This window comes from Arenimonas malthae CC-JY-1, from assembly GCF_000747075.1.
In the GTDB taxonomy this organism is placed as follows: Bacteria; Pseudomonadota; Gammaproteobacteria; order Xanthomonadales; family Xanthomonadaceae; genus Arenimonas; species Arenimonas malthae.
Genome location: NZ_AVCH01000001.1, coordinates 97,124 through 117,086 on the forward strand (window position 1 = coordinate 97,124; position 19,963 = coordinate 117,086).

Below are 19,963 nucleotides of genomic sequence, written 5' to 3' on the forward strand. Positions count from 1 at the left end.
CCTTCCCAAAGAAAACGGCCCGCCGGAGCGGACCGCTGGAGAAGTGGGGCGGAATTCGCAGCGGGAACCAGCCCAAGCCCGCGCTCCTTTCCCCTTTAGTTTTTGGGTGACGCCACGGTCATTACCTAATCATAAGGCCCATGCTGCGCCGGCCGTCAATGCAAACCGACCACGGACCGGCTGCAAGCGCAGGGGAAAGCGCCTCAGGGCGCTGAAGGTTGCGACCACGGGACCTGCTGCGGCGGCAGCATGCTCAAGGCGCTGGTCGCCGGCCGGGATGCCGAGGTACGCGCCCGCTTTCCGGGCTAGCGGCCCAGGGCCCCGGCCGCGCTGCTAGGCTGATCCCCGGAACTACGCTGACCCGCCATTGCCATGCCATCCATAACGGAAACGACCACGGTCTTCGTGGAGGGGGACGCCCTCTACGAGGCGATGCACGCGGACCTCGCCGGCGCCACGCGAGACGCGCGTCTGGAGTGTTACATCGTGGCGGATGATGACGTCGGCGGGCCGATGCTCACCGCCTTGGCCGATCTGGCACAGGCCGGCCGGCGGGTCCAGGTTCGTATCGATGCCGTGGGCTCTTGGCGTCTGATTCCACCCGAGCGGGTCCGTGCCCTGATCGCGGCCGGCGTGCAGTGGCACTGGAGCCGGCCGTGGTCGTGGCGCCAGCCGGGGCAATTCCACGTCCGCAATCACCGCAAGCTCCTGGTTATCGACGACGCGGTCGCGTACCTGGGCGGATTCAACCTCGACCGGCGCAATTCCCAGCGGGCGGTGGGGGCGGCTCGCTGGCGCGACACCCATGTCCGTCTAACCGGCCCTCGGGTGGCCGAGGCCATCCGGTTGTTCGACGACTACCCCCGGGCGCCACGCGTCCCGGCGCCCACGGCGCGGTCGCCTTTGGCACTGCTGTCGAACCGTTCGCGTCGTTGCCGGCATCGCCTGCGCTGCGCGTTCACCGAGGCGTTCGACCAGGCCCGGGAGCGGCTCTGGCTGACGACGCCGTACTTCGCACCGGACCGGCGCAGCCAGCGGGCCTTGTGCGGCGCCGCTCGCCGCGGCGTGGATGTCCGCGTGCTGGTGCCAGGCAAAAGTGATGTTCCGTTGGCGCAATGGGCGGCACGGGCGGCCTATGCACACATGCTCGACGCGGGGGTGCGCATCTGGGAGTACCAACCACGGGTGCTGCACGCCAAAACCGCCCTGGTCGACCGGGACTGGGCGACGGTCGGCACCGCCAATTTCGACTACCGCAGCTTCTTCCTCAACGACGAGATCAACCTGCTCGGGCAGGCGCCAGCCCTCAACGCCACGTTGGCGGAACACTTCGTGCTTGATCTGGCCGAGTCCCGAGAGGTGCTGAAGGCGGCTTGGAGACAGCGACCTTGGTACGCGCCGGCCCTGGAGCTGATCGGCTGGTGGGCGCGGCGTTGGCTCTAGCAGCCGTCACGCGGCCTTTTCAGCGCTATCCGGAAACAGCGTGGAAACGACGCCCAACTCCGTCTGGACAGACCGCGACCCCTTGCAAGGGTCCCGTATCAACTTCGTGTTTTCTCGCCTGGCGTGCCTTAAAGGCAGTATTAGTCAGCGGCGGTACGTCGGTGAAGGGAGGCGATCAAAGGGCAAGTCACGTGGTCTTGGCTTGAACTGCACGCCGTTACCAGTCGGGACAGCGCTGATTCCATGCGCTTGAGGTCGGCCAACCGCAAGCGAACGTCTTTCAGGCGCGCTGCTGCCAGGTCGGCCGCTTCGTGGCAATGGGTGCCGTCCTCGAGTCTGAGCAGCTGGGCGACCTCGTCCAGATTGAATCCCAGTCGTTGGGCGGACTTCACGAACCTCACGCGGTCCACGTCCGCTGGCCCATAGCGACGGATACCACCGATAGGGCGATCCGGCTCCGGCAGCAGCCCCTTGCGCTGATAGAAGCGGATCGTTTCCACGTTGACCTCGGCGGCCTTGGCAAAGGCTCCAATGGTCAGGGTGTCTGGTGTGTCGGCCATAGCGCTTGACTCCGTACCTGACTACGGAAGTAACGTTAGCGCATCACGCGAAGTCTCGGAAGGAGAATCCCATGGCAGACCTCCGCACCGGTCGTGGCGCGCTGGCCGCCGGCGGCATCGCCGCGCTTCTTGCCTCTACTTGCTGCCTCGGTCCGCTGGTGCTGATCACGCTGGGCTTCTCCGGTGCCTGGATCGGCAACTTGGCCGTGTTGGAACCCTACCGACCGGTCTTCATTGTCGCAGCGCTCGTGGCGCTTTTCTTCGCATGGCGCCGAATCTTCCGGCCTGTAGCCGCCTGCGCGCCGGGCGACGCATGCGCCGTGCCTCGGGTGCGGCTGGCCTACAAGGTGATGTTCTGGATCGTCGCTGGCCTGGTGCTGATGGCCCTCGTGTTTCCCTATGCCATGCCCCTGTTCTACTGAAAGGAGATACCCATGAAGAAGTTCCTTGCGTTGCTCGTCCTGACGGTCGGTCTGAGTGCGCCGGTCTGGGCTGCCACCCAGACCGTTACGCTGTCGGTGCCCAGCATGACCTGTGCCACCTGTCCGATCACCGTGAAGGTGGCGCTGTCAAAGGTCGAAGGCGTCATCGAGGCCAAGGTGACCTGGGAGCCCAAGGAGGCGGTGGTGACCTACGACGATACCAAGACCACCCCGGCCGCCCTCACCGAGGCCACGGAGAACGCGGGCTATCCCTCTACGGTCAAGCAGTGAGTCCGCGCTGATGACACAGACCATCTTGCTGCACATCGAGGGCATGACCTGCGGGTCGTGCGCCGCGCACGTCAGGCAAGCATTGGAGAGCGTGCCGGGTGTGCGCACGGTCTCGGTGTCCTTCCCAGATCGCCAGGCTGAGATCGAGGTCAATGTCAATTCAAACGTGGACGTTAACTCTCTTTCCGAGGCGGTATCCGGCCTGGGTTACCGGGCGCAGCTTGTCCAGGCGCGCCCCCTGCGGGAGAACACCCTACGTCGGCCGGTGGGGGAACCAGAGCATGCGCAGGGTGCGTCGAAGCTTCACGTCGTGGTCATTGGGAGTGGCGGCGCGGCAATGGGGGCGGCCCTGAAGGCTGTCGAGCAAGGGGCGCGCGTGACGCTGATCGAGCGCAGTGTCCTTGGCGGCACCTGCGTCAATGTCGGCTGCGTGCCGTCCAAGATCATGATTCGCGCGGCCCATATCGCTCATCAGCGACGCACGAGCCCCTTCGATGGCGGCGTTTCCGCCGCCTCGCCGAAGATACAGCGTGAGCGCTTGCTGGCGCAGCAGCAGGGACGCGTCGATGAACTGCGCCTTGCCAAATACGAAGGCATCCTGGCGCGCACCCCCGCCATCACCGTGTTGCGCGGGGAAGCCCGGTTCAAGGACGCGCACACGCTGGCCGTGGCGATCACTGAGAATGACCTGTGCGAGGTGAGTTTTGACCGCTGCCTCATCGCCACCGGGGCCAGCCCGGCGATTCCGCCGATTCCGGGTTTGAAGGACACGCCTTTCTGGACATCGACCGACGCGCTGGCCACCGACATGATCCCCGAACGATTGGCGGTGATCGGTTCGTCGGTGGTGGCGGTTGAACTCGCGCAGGCTTTTGCCCGACTGGGCAGTCAGGTGACTATCCTGGCGCGCAACAAGCTGTTCTTCCGCGAAGACCCCGCCATCAGCGAAGCTGTCTCGGCCGCATTCCTCGACGAAGGCATTGAGGTGCTGGAGCGTACGCAAGCCAGCCGGGTCACCCATCTGGATGGAGAGTTCCTGCTGACCACCGTACGCGGCGAGCTGCGCGTTGACCAGCTGCTGGTCGCCACGGGGCGCACTCCCAACACCCGTACGCTCAACCTTGATGCGGCCGATGTGGCCGTCAATGCGCAAGGCGCCATCGTCATCGACAAGGGGATGCGCACCAGCGCACCGCATATCTATGCCGCCGGCGACTGTACCGACCAGCCGCAGTTCGTGTACGTCGCAGCGGCAGCCGGCACCCGCGCTGCAATCAATATGACCGGTGGCGATGTGGCGCTGGACCTGACGGCGATGCCGGCGGTGGTGTTCACCGACCCGCAGGTCGCTACCGTGGGCTACAGCGAAGCTCAGGCGCACCACGACGGCATCGAGACCACCAGCCGCACGTTGACGCTCGACAACGTGCCGCGGGCGCTGGCTAATTTCGACACCCGCGGATTCATCAAGCTGGTCGCCGAGGCTCATTCCGGCCGCCTGATCGGCGTACAGGCCGTAGCTCCTGAGGCGGGTGAGCTGATTCAAACAGCGGCGATCGCCATCCGGGCACGAATGACGGTGCACGAGTTGGCCGACCAGCTGTTCCCGTACCTCACCATGGTCGAGGGACTGAAGCTCGCGGCACAGACCTTTACGAAGGATGTGACGCAACTGTCGTGTTGCGCGGGATAGCGACGTGATGAGCGTTCAAAGCCAAAACCGCGCTGTCATCGCTGAGGCAACCGCCTAAGTTGGGGCGACCACGTATCAGGGCGGGTAAACACACCCACATACTCAGGTTCCATGCATGAGCGACCTAGATTCTGGCATCTGGTGTTCGTCTCTGGAATCGACTGCAACGGCAGCCCCTGATCTGGAATGTCAGACCAAACTCCGCCTCCTTTGGTCCCGGGACAGATACCGGACGGCGTCGGAAGGTTCTGTCCCCACGCCATTAGCTCCCGAGCACCCCGCCGTCCGACGTCTCCGCCCACCGGGCACAGGGTGGCAATTGCTCGGGCTCGTGAACCTGCAGCAAAAACGCCGGCGGCAACTCGCGGTCCGGATCCAGCGCCGCGCGATAGGCCTGGATGAGGTAGGGGACCAAGGGAGCGCGCCGCGTCAACGCCAACCCCACCGTACCTTCGAAGTACTCCAGGCGAATCATCTGGCTCTGCGCAGCCGTGAGCGCTTGATGCGGTCGCAAGCGCAGGGTGGCCGGCGTGTTCCACTCCACGTCCTCCGCGCCGGTAGCCGGGGCGCTGACCGGTACCGCCGTCGCGCTGCGCACTCGCCCCAGATTGAAATCCCGGAAGGCCTGAGCCCGCTCGCAATAGGCCCGGACGTGCCAGCGCACCCCGGCCTGGATCAGGGCATGGGGAAAGATGCGCCGACGCGTGCCCTCAGGATGGCGCAGCGACTGATACTCGATGTCCACGCCTTGGCCGGTGCGAATCGCCGCATGCACGACGGGGAAAATTCGAAGTGACGTGTGCGTGGCATCTTCGAGCACCGATTCCGACGGGACGCCCGTTTGCAGGCCGCCTTCGCTGCCGGCGGCGCCAACCAGCTGCTGGTACTCCCGAAACGATCCTTCGGTGAGAACCGGTTTGACCCAGTCGGTCGCGCGATACCCCCGCTCCCCCGGAACCGGGTGGCAGTTATGCTCGGCCTGCTCGCGGTACGCGGTCAGGTCCCGACTGGCCTGGACCGCGTGCACTGGGAAAAATTCTCGCAAACGGCTGTTGGTGACCCGACCCTCCCAAAGCAGCAGGGTTTCGATCGCTTTGAGGCGGTCCAGAGGGGCTTGGCGGCGCGGCATGGGGAAGGGGAGGCCCGCGGAAAGGTGGGAAAACCATAACATGGCGTTTAACTAAACACCATGTTATGTTTAACTTCATGTTACGTTTGTGATGCCCGTGACTGATCCCAACGCCAACACGCTGTTCGACCGCCTGCCCCGGACCGTGTTCCGGCCCTTGGCGGCCGCCAACAACACACGCTACTGGGATCTGCTCGGTCGCCTGGTCGACGAGTTCTGGGGCGACGGGGCGCGTACGCCCGGTGAAGACGTTCCCAAAAGCGAGTTGATTGCGGCCCTGGAGTCGTACCTGGTCGTAAGCGACCCCTGGGAAGCCGAGGACGGCGCGGCGCCCGATACCCCAGCCAACATCCGGGCCCATGGCATCTACAGCGTGTTTCGGGACAGCGGCTGGTTGAGCCAGCGCAAACGCGGCGTACGCGACATGGCCACCATTCGCCCGGTGCTGGCCCAGTTTCATACGCTGCTGCGTGAATTCGGAACCAAAGAGCCTGAGTTCCTCGGTAGCGAGGTCCGCTCCGTATTCCTCAACCTCCAGGAGGCCGCGGGCGGGAAGGGGGACGCCTACGCCAAGGCGGCGCGTGAAGCCAAGCACTGCATGACGCATCTGGCGAGCACGGGCGTGGCGGTGTACGACCTGATGGCGTCGCTGCAATCGGTGGCCAGCACCCGGGAATTCGTGGCGGGCTATTTCGATGACTTCATCCGTCGGCATTTCATCGGTGACTACCACGAGCTCCGAACAAAGGCGCACCCCCTGCAGCATCGGACCGCCATCGTCACTTTGACGCTCCAGATTCAACACGACCCGGAGCGGCGGAAAGACATCGTCGCTTGGTACCAACACAACACCGCCGGGGGCGACGCGGATCGGGCCGAAGCCTATTTCGAGCGCGACACCCGCCGTTTGATGCGCCTGGAAAGCGTGGAGGACGAACTTCGCCGACTGGATGACGAGATTCGCGCCGCCAACCAGCGGGCTTTGGCGTATCTGGATTACCGCCTTCGTGCTCCCAGGCATTTTGACAAACTGATCGCCCGGGCGATTGCCGGCGTGGCGTCGCTGCGCGACGGCGATCGCGCCTTGCCGGCCGGGACCGCGGGCGAGCTGGCGGGCGAGGGTTGGCTGGGCAAGGCTCGGCAGGTCACCCGCGAGCCCGACGCCACCCGGGTGCAAACGCGGGTCCCTACGCTCGAGGAACTGGCCCTGCAGTCATTGCGCAAACGCATGGCGGACGCTCGCTTGGTGCGCCCCGACAAGCTGGCGGCCTACGTCGCGAGACACCTACAGCGGGCCACCCCCGTGTTTTCTGACCAGTTGCAAATTGAGACCGTCAGCGACTTGTGTTGCTATCAGCGCTTGCTGCTGATCGCCTCGCGCAACGAGGCCCCGCTCGCGGCGGCGCGCCAGGATCCGTTCGTACAGATGCTGCCGGCGGTCCGCATCCAGTTCGTCGACGGCCCGCGCACCCTCAACCCCTACGTGGAACACCGGCGTTTTGTCATCCAACGGGAGAAAGCCGCATGACCGCCTCATGGGAGCGGCTGGCCGAGGCCACCGACGGACGTTACACCGGCGCCGATTTCGAGCGGGCGGCCTACCAATTGCTGGTCGAACAGGTGGTCTACGCCGCTGATCGCGGCAGCGCGACCCCGTATCACCTGCTGGTGACCTACGCCGCCGCGTTTAAGGACGTGCTCGACCGGCTCGGCGTCACGATGCAGCACAATCACCACCACAACTACGTGGTCGCGCTGGCGAGGCACCGGGTGGGTCCACGCATGCGCCTGTCAGAGACGCGCCTGGCACTGGTGCTTCGTCGACTCTACGACGATGCCATCCACCGGGCGGACGTGACCGACGGGGAGGCCTTGGTCGGGTTGGAGGATCTGGAGCGCGCCTACGGTGAATTGCTCGGTCGTCCCTTTCCGTCCAAAGGCGAACTGGACGACCTGTTGCAGGCCCTGCGTCGCTACGGCATCGCGAAGATCGAGGGTGCGGAGGACCCGCTGCAACCCTACCACGTGGTGATTCGCGCCGGCATCGTCGATGTCCTGGGCGAGTCCGCGCTGCTACAGCTGGCGGCGCACGGCGTTGATCTCGAGGAGGGCAGCGATGAAGCTGCTTGAGTCGGTGACGTTGGTGCAGTTCTTCCTGTACGAGCGGCAGGATCTGACCATGGGTCGCAATACGGCCTTCCTGGGCCCCAACGGCACCGGCAAGACCGCGTTGCTCGACGCCATTCAGGCAGTGATGCTGGCGGCGGATGCGCACCGGACCCATTTCAACTCGCAGGCGAACGGCAAGAAGCGGGCGCGGACGCTGCGCGACTACTGCCTGGGGGTCTTTGACCAGTCCGAGGAAGGCCGGTGCCGCGATGTGGCCAACACGTACGTGGCCTTGGGCTTTCGCGACGAGACGTCAGGCCAGGTCGTCACCGCGGGCATCGCGCTGTCGGCGAGCGCGCACAGTCCGGAAGTCATCGTCCAGGGGCTGTTCATCCTGCCCGGCGTGGCCGTCGACAGCGCCTCGTTCCTGGAGCAGGGGAGCGGTGGCTCGCAGGTATTGCCTTGGAAACGATTCCAGGCACAGGCGGCCGATGCGTGCCGACAGGCAGGCTCGATCGGCACCGCCGTGTTCACCACGAACCGGGAAGACTTCACCCGGCGCTTGCTGGTCGAACACCTGGCGGCGCCTGGCGATCGCCCGAACCCGCAGGCGTTCCGAAATGCCTTCCAGCGCTCGCTGCAGCTCAAGGGCATGGACGATCTGAGCGTGGCGCTGCGCGACCACCTGATCGAGGCACGGCCCACGAATGTGCGCGAGTTCCGGCTCAGGCTCGACCAGTTCCGCCAGGTGCGCGACGTGGTGCGACTCACCAAGGAGAAGATTGACCAGGCCAGCGTGGTCTGCGGCAAGTACGACGTGGTGCGCCGGGAACGGATCGCGGAAGCGAACTATGCGTGTCTGCGAGCCGTGTACGACAGCGAGCGGCTGGGCGAGTCGATGGCAGAGGCGAGCGAGACCGTCACCACGCTGGCCGGCGAACTCGATCGCGCCCACACCGAGCACCGCCGAGCGCAGGCCGCTTTTGAGGCGGCCGACGCGGCGAAGGAGCGGGCGATTGCAACGCTTAACCAGGATCCTGACTACGCCCGCCAGGCCGGCAGCGCGCAGCACCTGGGTGACCGCCAGAAGGACCTGGCGCAGCAGCAGCGTGCGCTGCGCGCCAGTGTCCAGGCGATGACGGCGGCGGTGCGCACGGCCGGCGGGTTGCCGGTGCTTCTCGAGAGGCGAGGCCTGTTCGAGGCCGCCCTCACGCAGTTGGCTGACCTGGACAGCAGGTTGGCGCCGGACGCCGGCACGGCCCCGGACGCCGTGAGCGTGGCCAGCGCCCTGCGGCAGGTCGAGCTGGCGTACCAGGCCGTCCGGCGTGCCTTGGCCGCGGCCGAGGCCGAATACAAGGAGGCCGAGGCCCGGCGCAAAGACGCGGCCTTGGCCCTGGAGCGCTCAAACCGGGGCTTGGCTGAGCTCAACCCGGAGGTCGCTCGCCTCCAGCGCGAGCTCACCGAGGCGGGAATTGACTGCACCCCGGTTTGCGATCTGGTGCGGATCTCGGCGCCGGCGTGGCAGCCGGTGATCGAGGCGTATCTGGGGCCGCACGTGCAGGCGCTGCTGGTGCCCAGGGGGAAGGAAATCGCCGCCGTACGGGCCTATGAGGGCCTGCGCGGCACCCAGGCGGTGTATGGCGTCAAGCTGGCCCTGCCGTCGCGCCTGCGGCCTTACCGGGCCCCGGCGGGAGGTCAGCCCGCCGCCCTTCTGGTCGATGGCGAGAATGCGGATGCGGTGACCTACCTGCGCGGCGAGCTCGGGTCGGTGATGTGCGTGGAGTCCCTCCCGGACCTGGTGGCAGGTCAGAAGGGATTCACCCGCACCGGCATGATCGCGACCGGCAGCGGCGTGGAGCGCCGGCGGCTGGCCAGTGCCGAGCATCTTCGGATCGGGCGAACCGACTCGCACGCGCAGCGGCGCAAGGCACAGGCCGAACTCGAGGAGAGCACGCGGCTGGCCACTGCCCGCAAGGCCGAGGAGCAGGCCCTGCAGGGTGCGCTGCTGCAACTCACGCCGTTCGGCAACCTCCAGGTTACGCAGCACGATATCGAACAGCGGCTGGCCGAGATCGCCGCCGGGCAGGCCGTGGTTCAGGACTTGACCGAGCGCCTCGCCACCACCGCCACGCCGGGAACCCGGTCATTGCAGGACGCCGTCACCGCGGCGCGCCTGGCCGCCGTCGAGGCCAAGCGCCAGGAAAGCCAGGGGCTCGAACGGGTGACCACCCTCAAACAGCGACTGGAGACGTCGCAGCGGACCGTCAACGAGCTAGCCGGGCAGCTCGCGCTGGCCGCCGGCACCGAGCGCACGGCCCGGCAGGATGCGCTGTACGACGCGCAGGAGGTAGATCGCCATCGGGCGCGCCTGGACGAGCGCCACCCGGTCATGGACGCCCGGATGCAGGCCTGCGAGGCGGCCATCCAGCGGGCGCGCTCGAGCGCCGCCAGCGCGGATCGAGAGGCCTGGTCTTTGCTGGCGGCCTATGTGGCCCAATACCACCTGGCCGCCGAGGGCCTGGACGGCCAGTGGATTCCGGCCCAGCGCTTTATCCAGCGCGAGCGCCAGCGGCTGGAGGAGACCGAACTGGCTGCGCGACTGGAGGAATCCGAGGAGGCTTACCAGCGGGCCCTGGAGATCTTCCGGACCGACGTCGCACAAGCACTGCTGTCGGGTTTCGACCGCGTGGACGAGCAAATGCGCGGTCTGAACCTGGTGCTGAAGAACGCACCACCGTTCTCCAACAACGAGCGCTATCAGTTCCGCTCCCGGGTGGTCGACCTGCACCGCCCCCTGTACGACTTCCTGCAGCGGGTCCGGGAGGTGGGGGGCGACGATGGGCTGTTCGGCGAGGCCGGCCAGGTGCCGGAGGCGTTCCGGGAGCTGATGGAGGGCGACGCCAGCTCAGTCCTGCTGCAGGACGGCAGTCCGTTGGCCGACTACCGGCGCTTTTTCAGCTTTGATGTCGAGATCAGTCGCGAGGGCAAAGTCATTGGCCTGCTGAGCAAGCGTTTCGGCCCCGGGTCCGGTGGCGAGCATCGCACGCCCTTGTACGTGATCTTCGGCGCGGCACTGGCGGCTGCATACGGCAAGGTACAGGGTCAGAACGGCGGCGGCGGGATCATGCTGCTCGACGAGGCGTTCGACAAGATGGATACGCAGAATGTCCGTGCGGCCGCGCAGTACCTCAACTCCCTCGGCCTGCAGCTGATCATGGCCGGCCCCGAGACCGACCAGCCGAAACTCTCCTCGTTCCTGAGCGTTTACTACGACATGGGCCGCTACGGCGGAAAGACGATCCAGATGGACCGCACCGTGCTCACGGACGCGACCCGTGAGCTGCTGGCCAGCGACAACCCGTTGTACCACCCGGAACTGATCGAGCAAGAGATGGCGAGGCTGGCCAGGGAGCGAGGCGATGGATCTCAGCCAGGCGACGCTTGAGCAGTTGCTGGCGCGTGGCGAGCGGGCGCTGCACGCGGCGAGCACGCGGACGATTCGGATCTCGTTTAAGGACACCCAAAGTCCGTACTGGGCGCTCACGCTGGATGACCGGGTCCTCCTGCATGAGCGCATGCGCGCGGCCGAGACGGCTGGGGCGGTGCGCCTGGAGTGGTCGAAACTGGGCGGCGACGAACGCCCCCTCGACGGCGTGGTATTGGTCAGCCTGCGGCACCTAGCCGCGCACCTGGGCCGTCCCACCGTCGCCGATCAGGTGGACACTGCCGAACGTGTGTTGGCCCCCTGGGCGGCGTCGGAACTGCCGATCCCGACCCTGCTGGCCACCTGGCGGTCCCTGCGCACGGTGCGCGGAATGGGGCCTGACGCCGCGCCGGACTTCGCAGACGCCGCGCGGCTGGTCTGCCACCTTCGCGGGCAGCCGGCGGAGGACCGCGTGCTGCGGCAGGTCAGCGTCGAGCTGTTCGCCCACAGCAAGCGGATCGAGGCGTTGCAGCGGCACGTCGACGTGCTGACCGCCGAGGATGTGCAGGCCCCCGCGCGCCACGCCGAAGAAGTCTTCGCACGCATCGGTTTGCGCAAAGAGCCACAACCGTTCCTCGTCTCAGGGCACGGCAAGATCCTGCTCCCAGGGGAAGCGTGCCGGATCGTGCGGCCCTATGTGGGCGTTTCACCGTCGGCGGTTATCGGCTACGCCGGCGCGCCCGCATGGATCCTCACCATCGAGAACCTGACCACCTTCCACGTCGCAGCAATGGCGCTTGGGGCCCGCACCGACGGACTCATCCTCTACACCGGTGGCATGCCGTCGCCGGCGTGGTGCCGCGCCTATGCCCGGATCCGAGCGGCCTTGCCGCCGCGGGCCACGGCCTATCACTGGGGCGACATCGATGAAGGCGGGTTCCGGATCGCCTTGGTCATACAGCAGGCGGACCCGGCAACTGCGGGACTGCACCCGTGGTTGATGGACCCCATCGCGTGCGGTGGAAGACGGGTCGAGGTCTCGCCGGCCGCGTGCGCGGCCATGTCTCGAAACGCGCTGCGATTAGGTTGGAACGCCGTTGCCAACGGAATTCGCGATGCGGGTACCCGGGCAGGGTGCGAGCAGGAGAGCATTCCGGTTCGCCTTCCCGGCCTGGGCCCCGCCGGCTAGTGTCAGAACGCTAACCCTTCCGGAGCCTGCGTGGCCTGCGCCCGCGGGCGGTGGGTCGGCGCCGCAATCCCTGCCTGAACCATGCATCGGCTAGAACGCGAATCGCGCACTGAGATAGTAGCTGCGCGGCGCGCCGGGCGTAATGTTGCTATCGCTGTGCGCGGACGGGAAGTAGGTCTTGTCGAAGAGGTTCTCGACATTGAGCTGCAGGTCGACATTCTCGTTGACGGCGTAGTACACGGCGCCGTCGAAGCGACTGTAGCTCCGCAGCGTCACCTGGTTGCTGGTCGAAGCAAAGGACCGGCTTCGGTAAATTGCACCCAACCCGAGCCCCCAGCGTTCCGAGAGTTCGAAGCGGTTCCAGAGCCCGGCCATGTGCTTGGGGGACTGGGCCAGCTCCGTACCCTCCGGCGTGACACTCGTGGGTCCGGTGCGGATATCGCGCGTGATCACCGCATCCTGATAGGTGTAGCTGGCCACCACCTGCCAGGTCCGCGTGATTTCACCACTGAGCGAGAGCTCCAGTCCCTCGGTTCGCTGGCTGTCGCCCTCGAACAGGATCATCTGGGTCGGGTCGATCGGGTCGACCACCGCCACGTTGCTGCGGCCGAGCCGGAAGGCGGCCGCCGTCGCGCTCAAGCGCGGCGTGATGTCCCACTTCGCGCCGATCTCGTAGTTCTTGAACTCTTCGGGATCCAGGGCTTGCGTACCCGGCGTCAGCGATGCCAGCTGCTCGCCCGAGCGCGGCAAGTACGTGACCCCGTAGCTGGCATAGAACGAGAGCTGGTCGGCCGGCTGATAGACCAATCCGACCCGGGGCGAGAACAAATCGTCGGACGAGGAGAGGTCGCGATTCGCCAGCGACACCCCGTTGCGCTGGTCGGTGAAGTCCACATCAAAGCGATCCCACCGAACACCCAGGACGGCATCCCACTGAGGCGAAAGGGTGATCTGGTCCTGGGCGTAGAGCGCGGCGAATCGGGTGACACCGGCGTTTCGGGCATCCCCGCTGCCGCCGGCGCTGTTGTTCGCATAGTCCACCGACAGCCGCACGTTCGGATCCGACAACGCCACCAGACAAGTGCTGGCCGAGCTCCCGGGCAGGCAGACGGACTGACCCGGCGCGAAGCGGCCGCTGCGACGCTCGTTGCTCGTTTCCTGACGACCGATTTCGGCGCCAATCAGGAAGCGGTGTTCGATGGGGCCGGTGGCCAGGTCAAACGTCAGGTCCGTCTGGTTGAATGCATTCTCGCGTCGGGTGTCGTTGTTGTACGCCGAGAGCGCTACGGTAGTGCCGGCCGCATTGACGTTGCCGGGGAACACGTTCTGATAGAACTTGTCGTAGTCCGCATAGCGGAACCGGTTGCGCAGGAACGCCCCGCCGAAGTCGTGTTCGATCAGCGCGGTAAAGGCGTTGACGTCCACCGATGCCGGACTGCCCTGGGGATCGCCGAAGAAGGTCTCCCGGTCCGTGCTGACCGGATAGCGCGTGCCGTCGAACGCTTGGGCGGCGGACAGGCTGGGGATGCCGCGATCTGCCGTGCGCTCGTCGCGGAAAACCTCATAGCCCAGCGTGACCACCGTGGCGTCGGTCGGCCGCAGCGATAGCGTGGGGTTCAGGCCCTTGCGGCGCAGTTCGAACCCGTCGCGAAAGCCGTCGGAATCCTCATAAACACCGGAGACACGGAAGGCCGCACGGTCATTGAGCGGCTGGTTGAGGTCGGCCGTCAGGCGGCGCTTGTTCCACGAACCGATCTGCAGGCCAATCTCGCGGGCGGGGTCCGCGCCCGGCACTTTGGTGACGCGGTTGAGCAGGCCGCCGGGGCTGCCGCGACCGAAGATCATCGCATTGGGGCCCTTGAAGGCTTCAATGCGATCGATGTTGTACGTATCGCGGTAGTACTGCGTGTCATCGCGCAATCCATCCACGAACAGATCCGCCGTGGAGCTGTTGCCTCGAAACACCAGGCCATCGCGATTGCCTTCGCCCTGGGTGACGCTGATCCCCGGGACATAGCGCACCGCATCGGCCATCCCCTGGATGCCCAAGTCCCGGATGAGGTCTTGGGTGATGACGGTCACCGCCTGGGGCACGTCGAGCAGGTCGGTGTCGGTCCGGGTCGCGGTCAAGGTGGTCTTCTGGACGTACCGGTAATCGACCTTGCCGGTCACCTCGATGGTGGCGAGCTGGGTGGTCGGCTGTGCACCCGATGCGGGTGCGTCGGCGTCAGGAGCGGCGGCGGCAGCCAGCGTTGGGGAGAGGATCAGGGCGAGGGCAGCGGCCAGCGGGGCAGGGCGGAGGGCAGATCGGGACGTCATGGCGAAAGAGTCTGGTGTGCGGCATGGGCCGCGGCGGCGTCACTCTAATGCGAATAGGTCGCATTTACAATATGGGCGCCAACCCGACGACTCTGCTGGCCGCTGCCGCCGGTCCCAGCGCCGGCCGGGACCCCTCAAGCGCGTCAACACGCCGGCGCCAGGACGGCAGCGCCTCGCTTGGCCGAAACCAACGCGATGCCACTCGGAGCTTCCGAGGCAGCACCCGCTGATGATGCAAGCGTTGCCGTCCCGTGGACGAACGCCAGCAAACACTCATCTGCCCACGATGACTCAATGGCAGACCTGATGACGAGGAGTGCGCGCTCAACTGACCTGTCGATCCGAGCCCGGCTCGTCCTCAGCATCCGCTGTGGGCACAAAACGGATCGGCACGCCAGACAGCGCGGTAAGCAGGCGACGCTCTTCCCTGCAGTCCCAAGAATCGAATCCGATCGTTTCGATGGGTCGCCACAATGCCACCCACGCCAGGATCAACAATCCTTCAGGACGTGGTCTTCGAGGTTGAAGGCGTAGAACAGTGGCACTTGCCCGGCTTCCTGACGTCCCATCATCGCTGCGATTTCCGCTGGATCGATGGGAAGTCAGTGGACCAGTTTCAGAAGGCCGATTCAACCGAGTTTTTCAAGGGAATAGGTCGGAACCGGAAGTGGCCGTGTACTGGGTCTTCGCTGCGGTCAGCACCAGCGAAATGGTTCAGCCTCGTCCGGCACCGACGATCAACTGAGCCGGCACCCGCAGACCACCCGAAAACGTCGTTTTCCCACGTAGGGGCAACTCAACGTTTCCCAGCACTGCGTCGTTCGCCTGACCGTGCAGTCTCTGCCTCGATCAATAAGATCCAGCGGTCCTGCTCGCCGGTTCCCTCCCGTGAGGCATCGAACGTTCCCGACGGCAGCTGCGGAATGTCTCCGGGACACCAGAATCTCAATTCGCGCGGACGACCTGCGCAGGCGGTGCGGACCATCGGAAATCGCCGGGGCAGTGAGGCGGTGGTGCTGACAACGGTGCGGGCAAGCAGAGGGTCCTAGCCCCAGCCTCGTTGGGAGTCCAGGTACTGGCGGACAACATACAAGTCTGCGACCTGTCCTCCAACCATCCGCTCCAGAGCGCTGTGCCCCCCGAACAAGGCCGCCGAGTTGTCTCGCTTGATCCATCCGTCCGCCTGCGCCGACGCGCCGAAGAGGATATGGAGGGCCTTGTAGATACCAAGAATGTAGCTGATGCGCTCCAGCGCATCGTGGGTTAGCGCTCCGGTGCGATCCCGCTTCCACCGGTAGTACGTCGAACGTGCTGGACTGCCGAGCAGTATGCGGGCCTCTTCCGAGGTGAGGTCCCACTTTTCGCAGATACTAAAAAACGCGTTGAGGGCCGGCCTGGCTAGGTCGCGCCTCACCGGCAGAGGCCCACAGGTGTCGGGGTTCATGGCGAGTCCTCACTGAATCTTCGGCAACGACCAGCGACCCCGAAGTATCGGGGGAACAGTCGGCGCCGACTTCCAAGATATTAGCCGACTGGCAAACCGCACCAGCGCGACTCATTCGGGGCAGGCATCGATCATTTAGTAGGTGGCCTGAACTTGACACGGGCATTCGGCCCCAGCGTTTGCCGCAGGGTAGGTGAGGTCTATTCTGGGCAGTCCGGAACCAGCATTGAGTTGTATGCGCCTGTTTTAGCAGCGATTTGACAAATTGATCAAATCGCCTGATTATCCACCCCATGGAACCTCGCACCCCCGGCCAACTGCTTGCCTCGCTCCTGAAGGAGCGCGGCTGGACCAAGCGCACGCTCGCCATCGTGCTGGGCATCGACGAGGCCACCGTCACCCGATTGGTGTCGGACAAGCGCCCGTTGTCGGCGGACCTGGCCCTCCAGCTTGAGGAGGTCTTCGGCGTCGCGGCCGAGCGTTTGCTCTCACTGCAGAAGGACTACGACCTGCAACTCGCGCGGATCGCCTACCGCAGCGACCCTGGCCGAGCCATCCGAGCCCAGATTTTCGGGGCCTTGCCGATTGCGGAAATGACCAAGCGCGGTTGGCTGCCGGGCGTGGTCAACGTCAAGGACGTCGCCTCCGTCGAAAAGGCCGTGGCGACGTTTTTCGACGCCGAGCGCATCGAAGATGTCGAATTCCTCCCGCATGCCGCGCGCCGCACGGAGGTATCTGTCGCAGCCACTCCGCTGCAGCTCGCCTGGCTGTACCGCGTCAAAGCCATTGCCGCCGACATGCTGGTGCCGCCGTATTCGGACGCTGGCGGGCGCGCACTGGTGACGCGCCTGCGGCCGCTCCTGGGGTCCGCCGAAGAGGCCCGCAAGGTGCCGCGTCTACTGGCCGAAGCCGGGATCCGATTTGTGATCGTTGAGGCGCTGCCAGGCTCGAAGATCGACGGAGCCTGCCTGTGGCTGGGCCCCACGGCGCCGGTCATTGCCTTGTCGTTCCGCTTCGATCGGATCGACAACTTCTGGTTCGTGCTCCGGCATGAACTCGAGCACGTCCTGCAGCACCACGGACAGGCGACGCCGATCCTGGATGTCGACCTGGATGGACGCACCGACGAGGATGTGGTCGACGAAGAACGCGTCGCCAACGCTGCCGCGGCTGCCTTCGCCGTGCCGCCCGAGAAGCTCAGCGGCTTCGTCGCCCGCAAGGCCCCTTATTTCGCCGAGCGCGATGTACTTGGGTTTGCTGCAACGCTCGGTGTGCACCCGGGGCTGGTCGCCGGACAGCTGCAGCACCGCACACAGCGCTTCGACCATTTCCGGAACCACTTGGTAAAGATTCGCTCGATCGTGGCCCCGGGCGCCATGGTCGACGGCTGGGGAGATATCGCGCCCGTCGGTCTGTGAGGAAAGAAACGTGTCTACAAAGAGCCAGCGACTGCAACGTCTGATCCAGCACTACCGCGACGAAACCGGCAACGCGTCGGTCGACATGCACGAAGTGGCGAAGTTCGCCGCCGATCGCGGCTATCCGCTCCCTAAGCCCAAAAGCGCCTTGGACCGCCTGGCCGAGCAACTGTCCATCGCCGCTCGCGAAGAGGTGCGCCACGACAAGGTCACCGGCCGGCCCTACCGCGCGAATCTAGCGGTGGTCCAGTGGAATAACGGCCAGCAGCTGACGCTTTGGCATGACATCGATGTGGCGCCGCGACGGGTGGCTCACAAGGCCTTCGTCCAGCGCCGCGAGCAAATGGTCGGCGACGCTTTGCAGCTCACGTTGGACGTCACCCACTGGAATCGCGTACACGAGGGCGAAGATCCCATCGTGATGCCGCTGGATTTTACCGACGATGTCGAATGGCGCTTGAACGCGCCGGACCAGGACGACAAAGCTGCCTGACCACCGCGGCGTGCAGCGCAACCGGGGCGCACCCGCAGACGGGCATCTGGCTATGGCTACCAAGATGCCCAAAACAATGAACGGCCGACACGGGAGTGGCCGATCGATTTTCGTCAGGCCGAAACTACGCCTGGCTGAAAACCGGGTGGAAGCCTAAGCATTCAGCGGGCGCGGCTGGACCGCAATCTCCCCTCCGCCGGCCAGCGCCTTCGCCCACCGGATGGCCCGGTGAACACCAGAGGCGTTGCTCCGTGGTGCAACGATCAAATGTCGCCGCCCCCTGGAACGAAGGCGTCAGCGCGACTCAAGTTCGGCGATCAATGTCTTCATCTCTGCAATTTCGCGCTCCTGCGCTGCGATGATCTCGTCCGCCAAGTCGCGCACGCGTGGGTCTTCGATCCTGGCGCGCTTGCTGGTGAGGATTGCGATGGAGTGGTGGGGGATCATCGCTTTCATGTACGACACGTCGTCTACGGTAACTTGGCTTCGAACCAGCCAGAGACTGCTTGAGAAGGCGAGGACGGCGATACTCAGGACGGCGAGGTTCATGCGCTTGTCGCGGTACATGTCCTTCATGAAGGCAAGCATCACGACTGCCATGCCGGCCACCATGATTACCGTCATGTAGGCACGTGTCTCACTGAAGAAAACGTGGTCGATTGCATACGTATGCAAATACATCAGCCCGAACATGACCAGCCCGGACGTGAGGAGCATCAGGGCGAAACGAACGTATGGATTCATATGACTTTCTCTCATCTGACTTCCTTTCTGGAGTGAGTCGTGGCGCGCACCAACATCCATATCAAGCATGCTTCGTGCCAATCAATGCCGACGTGAACGTTTCCCGACCGCGCCCGACATCCGTCGGTGAGATATCCCGCGTCTATTGCATTCTGCACGGACGGGTACTGTAGTTCGCCCATTGCAAGAGGGGACACCGTTGGAAATCAGCACGCCCCGATCAGTACCTTGCTCCGGGGGTGGCTAGGCGCCAAAGTCCATCGCGTACTGCGCCATGTAGGCCTGCAGGGCGAGGGCCCCCGCATCGGTCTGGGCCATATCGATCGGGCATTGCCCACCTAGATGAGCGCACGGCGAGTGCATCCACTTCAGCGCCGCGCCCCGACTGCGCTTGACGCGGATCGCCTCGGCCAACAGCGGGGCAAGCAGATCGGGCCGGGGGTACCAACTGAGCGGCTTGTGCACCGCCTTGCCGTCCAACCGTACCATCGCAGGCATCTGGCTTGAGGCCAGCTCGTCATCGAGAACATGCTCGCGCACCCAATCCACGCGTCGTGAGAGATCGCCATTGACGGGCCGTTGCTTGTCCCGGGTCGGAACAATCAGGCCGATCTTCGCGGCGGTGTGTGTCCGGATCAGCTCCAGGCATGGCACCACGTCGGTGTCGTTGGTCACCAGCACCACATGGTCCACCTCGCCCCGGAGGGCATCGCTGTAGGCATGCAGGGCCAGCGCCACGTCCGACTGCTTTTCGACCAGCTTCCAGATGTCCACCAGTTCGCAGTCCCGCGCGGGTCGCCCCTTGATATGGCGATGCGCTCGCGCCGGCTCCGCGGCAAAGTAACCTTCGATCAGGCTCACGGCGGGACCCAGGTGGCCACGCAAGGCCTGGTGATACGCCGCCTGGCTGGGCACTGAGTCCTGGTGGCGTGCGAAGTTCTTCAAGATCGCGGCCGTGAAGTATTTGATGGCCAGCGGATCGAGGGCGAAGGTGGCCGGCACGCCGTCGACATCGAGCCGGATCGTGGCGAGGATGTGCACCGCGAGGGCACGGATGTCCAGCCACTTGTACGCTGTCTTGCGGACGCAGCCGTAGTAGAGGTTGAAGCCATCGACGTAGACCCGGGTACGCAGCGTCATCGAAACAACCATCCTCGTTGCCGGGCCAGAAACGCAAAAACCGCCTTTCGGCGGCTTTTGCACCCGGCCGCCCCTTCGTTCTTGTCGAAGCGGTCAGACCGGGTTAGTTGTTGAGCGGATTAAAGCACAGCCCCCAAACTCGAGC

Annotated in this window: 16 protein-coding genes; 10 read left to right on the forward strand and 6 right to left on the reverse strand. The window is 65.3% G+C overall.

The genetic code is table 11. The annotated features are described in order from the left end of the window. Positions 1 to 372: 372 nt before the first annotated feature. Complete coding sequence (locus N790_RS00465; RefSeq protein WP_052385545.1) at positions 373 to 1,443, forward strand: phospholipase D-like domain-containing protein; 1,071 nt, start codon at positions 373 to 375, stop codon at positions 1,441 to 1,443. A gap of 140 nt (positions 1,444 to 1,583) precedes the next feature. On the opposite strand, the gene merR is transcribed toward N790_RS00465, so the two are convergent. Then, on the reverse strand, positions 1,584 to 2,003 hold the full coding sequence (gene merR / locus N790_RS00470) for a mercury resistance transcriptional regulator MerR (protein ID WP_034211207.1): 420 nt from the start codon (positions 2,001 to 2,003) through the stop codon (positions 1,584 to 1,586). A 71-nt stretch (positions 2,004 to 2,074) separates the two neighbouring features. Between merR and merT the strand changes: the two genes are divergently transcribed. The 3 genes from merT to merA are packed head-to-tail and all read left to right on the forward strand — an operon-like array spanning position 2,075 to position 4,409. Continuing rightward, positions 2,075 to 2,425, forward strand: a complete 351-nt coding sequence (gene merT, locus N790_RS00475; protein ID WP_034211206.1) for a mercuric ion transporter MerT — start codon at positions 2,075 to 2,077, stop codon at positions 2,423 to 2,425. Positions 2,426 to 2,437: 12 nt separating this feature from the next. Next, a complete protein-coding gene (gene merP, locus N790_RS00480; RefSeq protein ID WP_034211205.1) occupies positions 2,438 to 2,716 on the forward strand; it encodes a mercury resistance system periplasmic binding protein MerP in 279 nt (92 codons plus the stop codon). A gap of 10 nt (positions 2,717 to 2,726) precedes the next feature. Next, a complete protein-coding gene (merA, locus tag N790_RS00485; protein WP_034211204.1) occupies positions 2,727 to 4,409 on the forward strand; it encodes a mercury(II) reductase in 1,683 nt (560 codons plus the stop codon). 262 nt (positions 4,410 to 4,671) lie between these two features. Here merA and N790_RS00490 read toward each other — a convergent pair whose 3' ends face one another. Then, positions 4,672 to 5,580: a helix-turn-helix transcriptional regulator gene (locus tag N790_RS00490; RefSeq protein WP_034211203.1), complete on the reverse strand. Its 909-nt coding sequence runs from the start codon at positions 5,578 to 5,580 to the stop codon at positions 4,672 to 4,674. A 55-nt stretch (positions 5,581 to 5,635) separates the two neighbouring features. On the opposite strand from N790_RS00490, the gene N790_RS00495 reads away from it, so the two are divergent. The 4 genes from N790_RS00495 to N790_RS15000 are packed head-to-tail and all read left to right on the forward strand — an operon-like array spanning position 5,636 to position 12,260. Next, positions 5,636 to 7,066, forward strand: a complete 1,431-nt coding sequence (locus tag N790_RS00495) for a Wadjet anti-phage system protein JetA family protein (protein ID WP_156969859.1) — start codon at positions 5,636 to 5,638, stop codon at positions 7,064 to 7,066. Next, a complete protein-coding gene (locus tag N790_RS00500) occupies positions 7,063 to 7,668 on the forward strand; it encodes a DUF4194 domain-containing protein (protein WP_043799483.1) in 606 nt (201 codons plus the stop codon). Before N790_RS00495 ends, N790_RS00500 begins: the two co-directional genes overlap by 4 nt. Beyond that, positions 7,655 to 11,092 carry an SbcC/MukB-like Walker B domain-containing protein gene (locus tag N790_RS00505; protein ID WP_043799485.1) on the forward strand — a complete coding sequence of 1,146 codons (3,438 nt, stop codon included), beginning with the start codon at positions 7,655 to 7,657 and terminating at the stop codon, positions 11,090 to 11,092. Before N790_RS00500 ends, N790_RS00505 begins: the two co-directional genes overlap by 14 nt. Further along, a complete protein-coding gene (locus N790_RS15000) occupies positions 11,067 to 12,260 on the forward strand; it encodes a Wadjet anti-phage system protein JetD domain-containing protein (RefSeq protein ID WP_052385547.1) in 1,194 nt (397 codons plus the stop codon). The genes N790_RS00505 and N790_RS15000 overlap by 26 nt, the downstream gene beginning before the upstream one ends. Before the next feature lie 90 nt (positions 12,261 to 12,350). Here the strand turns inward: N790_RS15000 and N790_RS00515 are convergent, their stop codons facing one another. After that, on the reverse strand, positions 12,351 to 14,579 hold the full coding sequence (locus N790_RS00515; protein WP_043799488.1) for a TonB-dependent receptor: 2,229 nt from the start codon (positions 14,577 to 14,579) through the stop codon (positions 12,351 to 12,353). A gap of 1,045 nt (positions 14,580 to 15,624) precedes the next feature. Next, complete coding sequence (locus N790_RS00520) at positions 15,625 to 16,023, reverse strand: MbcA/ParS/Xre antitoxin family protein (protein WP_043799491.1); 399 nt, start codon at positions 16,021 to 16,023, stop codon at positions 15,625 to 15,627. Positions 16,024 to 16,316: 293 nt separating this feature from the next. Here N790_RS00520 and N790_RS00525 point away from each other — a divergent pair, with 293 nt between their 5' ends. Both N790_RS00525 and N790_RS00530 read left to right on the forward strand, forming a co-directional pair. Next, complete coding sequence (locus N790_RS00525) at positions 16,317 to 17,441, forward strand: HigA family addiction module antitoxin (RefSeq protein WP_043799493.1); 1,125 nt, start codon at positions 16,317 to 16,319, stop codon at positions 17,439 to 17,441. Between the two features lie 10 nt (positions 17,442 to 17,451). Then, positions 17,452 to 17,934: a hypothetical protein gene (locus tag N790_RS00530; RefSeq protein ID WP_043799496.1), complete on the forward strand. Its 483-nt coding sequence runs from the start codon at positions 17,452 to 17,454 to the stop codon at positions 17,932 to 17,934. A gap of 294 nt (positions 17,935 to 18,228) precedes the next feature. On the opposite strand, the gene N790_RS00535 is transcribed toward N790_RS00530, so the two are convergent. After that, positions 18,229 to 18,678 (reverse strand): DUF305 domain-containing protein, encoded by a 450-nt coding sequence (locus N790_RS00535; RefSeq protein ID WP_043799498.1) that lies wholly within the window; start codon positions 18,676 to 18,678, stop codon positions 18,229 to 18,231. A gap of 243 nt (positions 18,679 to 18,921) precedes the next feature. Next, positions 18,922 to 19,818 (reverse strand): antitoxin Xre/MbcA/ParS toxin-binding domain-containing protein, encoded by an 897-nt coding sequence (locus N790_RS00540; protein WP_052385548.1) that lies wholly within the window; start codon positions 19,816 to 19,818, stop codon positions 18,922 to 18,924. Between the last annotated feature and the right edge of the window lie 145 nt (positions 19,819 to 19,963).

Coding starts and splice junctions, on each gene's coding strand:
- N790_RS15000 (WP_052385547.1), top strand. CDS start 11,067: ATGGATCTCAGCCAGGCGACGCTTGAGCAGTTGCTGGCGCGTGGCGAG.
- N790_RS00515 (WP_043799488.1), bottom strand. CDS start 14,579: ATGACGTCCCGATCTGCCCTCCGCCCTGCCCCGCTGGCCGCTGCCCTC.
- merT (WP_034211206.1), top strand. CDS start 2,075: ATGGCAGACCTCCGCACCGGTCGTGGCGCGCTGGCCGCCGGCGGCATC.
- N790_RS00535 (WP_043799498.1), bottom strand. CDS start 18,678: ATGAATCCATACGTTCGTTTCGCCCTGATGCTCCTCACGTCCGGGCTG.
- N790_RS00505 (WP_043799485.1), top strand. CDS start 7,655: ATGAAGCTGCTTGAGTCGGTGACGTTGGTGCAGTTCTTCCTGTACGAG.
- N790_RS00500 (WP_043799483.1), top strand. CDS start 7,063: ATGACCGCCTCATGGGAGCGGCTGGCCGAGGCCACCGACGGACGTTAC.
- merR (WP_034211207.1), bottom strand. CDS start 2,003: ATGGCCGACACACCAGACACCCTGACCATTGGAGCCTTTGCCAAGGCC.
- merP (WP_034211205.1), top strand. CDS start 2,438: ATGAAGAAGTTCCTTGCGTTGCTCGTCCTGACGGTCGGTCTGAGTGCG.
- N790_RS00525 (WP_043799493.1), top strand. CDS start 16,317: ATGGAACCTCGCACCCCCGGCCAACTGCTTGCCTCGCTCCTGAAGGAG.
- N790_RS00465 (WP_052385545.1), top strand. CDS start 373: ATGCCATCCATAACGGAAACGACCACGGTCTTCGTGGAGGGGGACGCC.
- merA (WP_034211204.1), top strand. CDS start 2,727: ATGACACAGACCATCTTGCTGCACATCGAGGGCATGACCTGCGGGTCG.
- N790_RS00490 (WP_034211203.1), bottom strand. CDS start 5,580: ATGTTATGGTTTTCCCACCTTTCCGCGGGCCTCCCCTTCCCCATGCCG.
- N790_RS00520 (WP_043799491.1), bottom strand. CDS start 16,023: ATGAACCCCGACACCTGTGGGCCTCTGCCGGTGAGGCGCGACCTAGCC.
- N790_RS00540 (WP_052385548.1), bottom strand. CDS start 19,818: ATGACGCTGCGTACCCGGGTCTACGTCGATGGCTTCAACCTCTACTAC.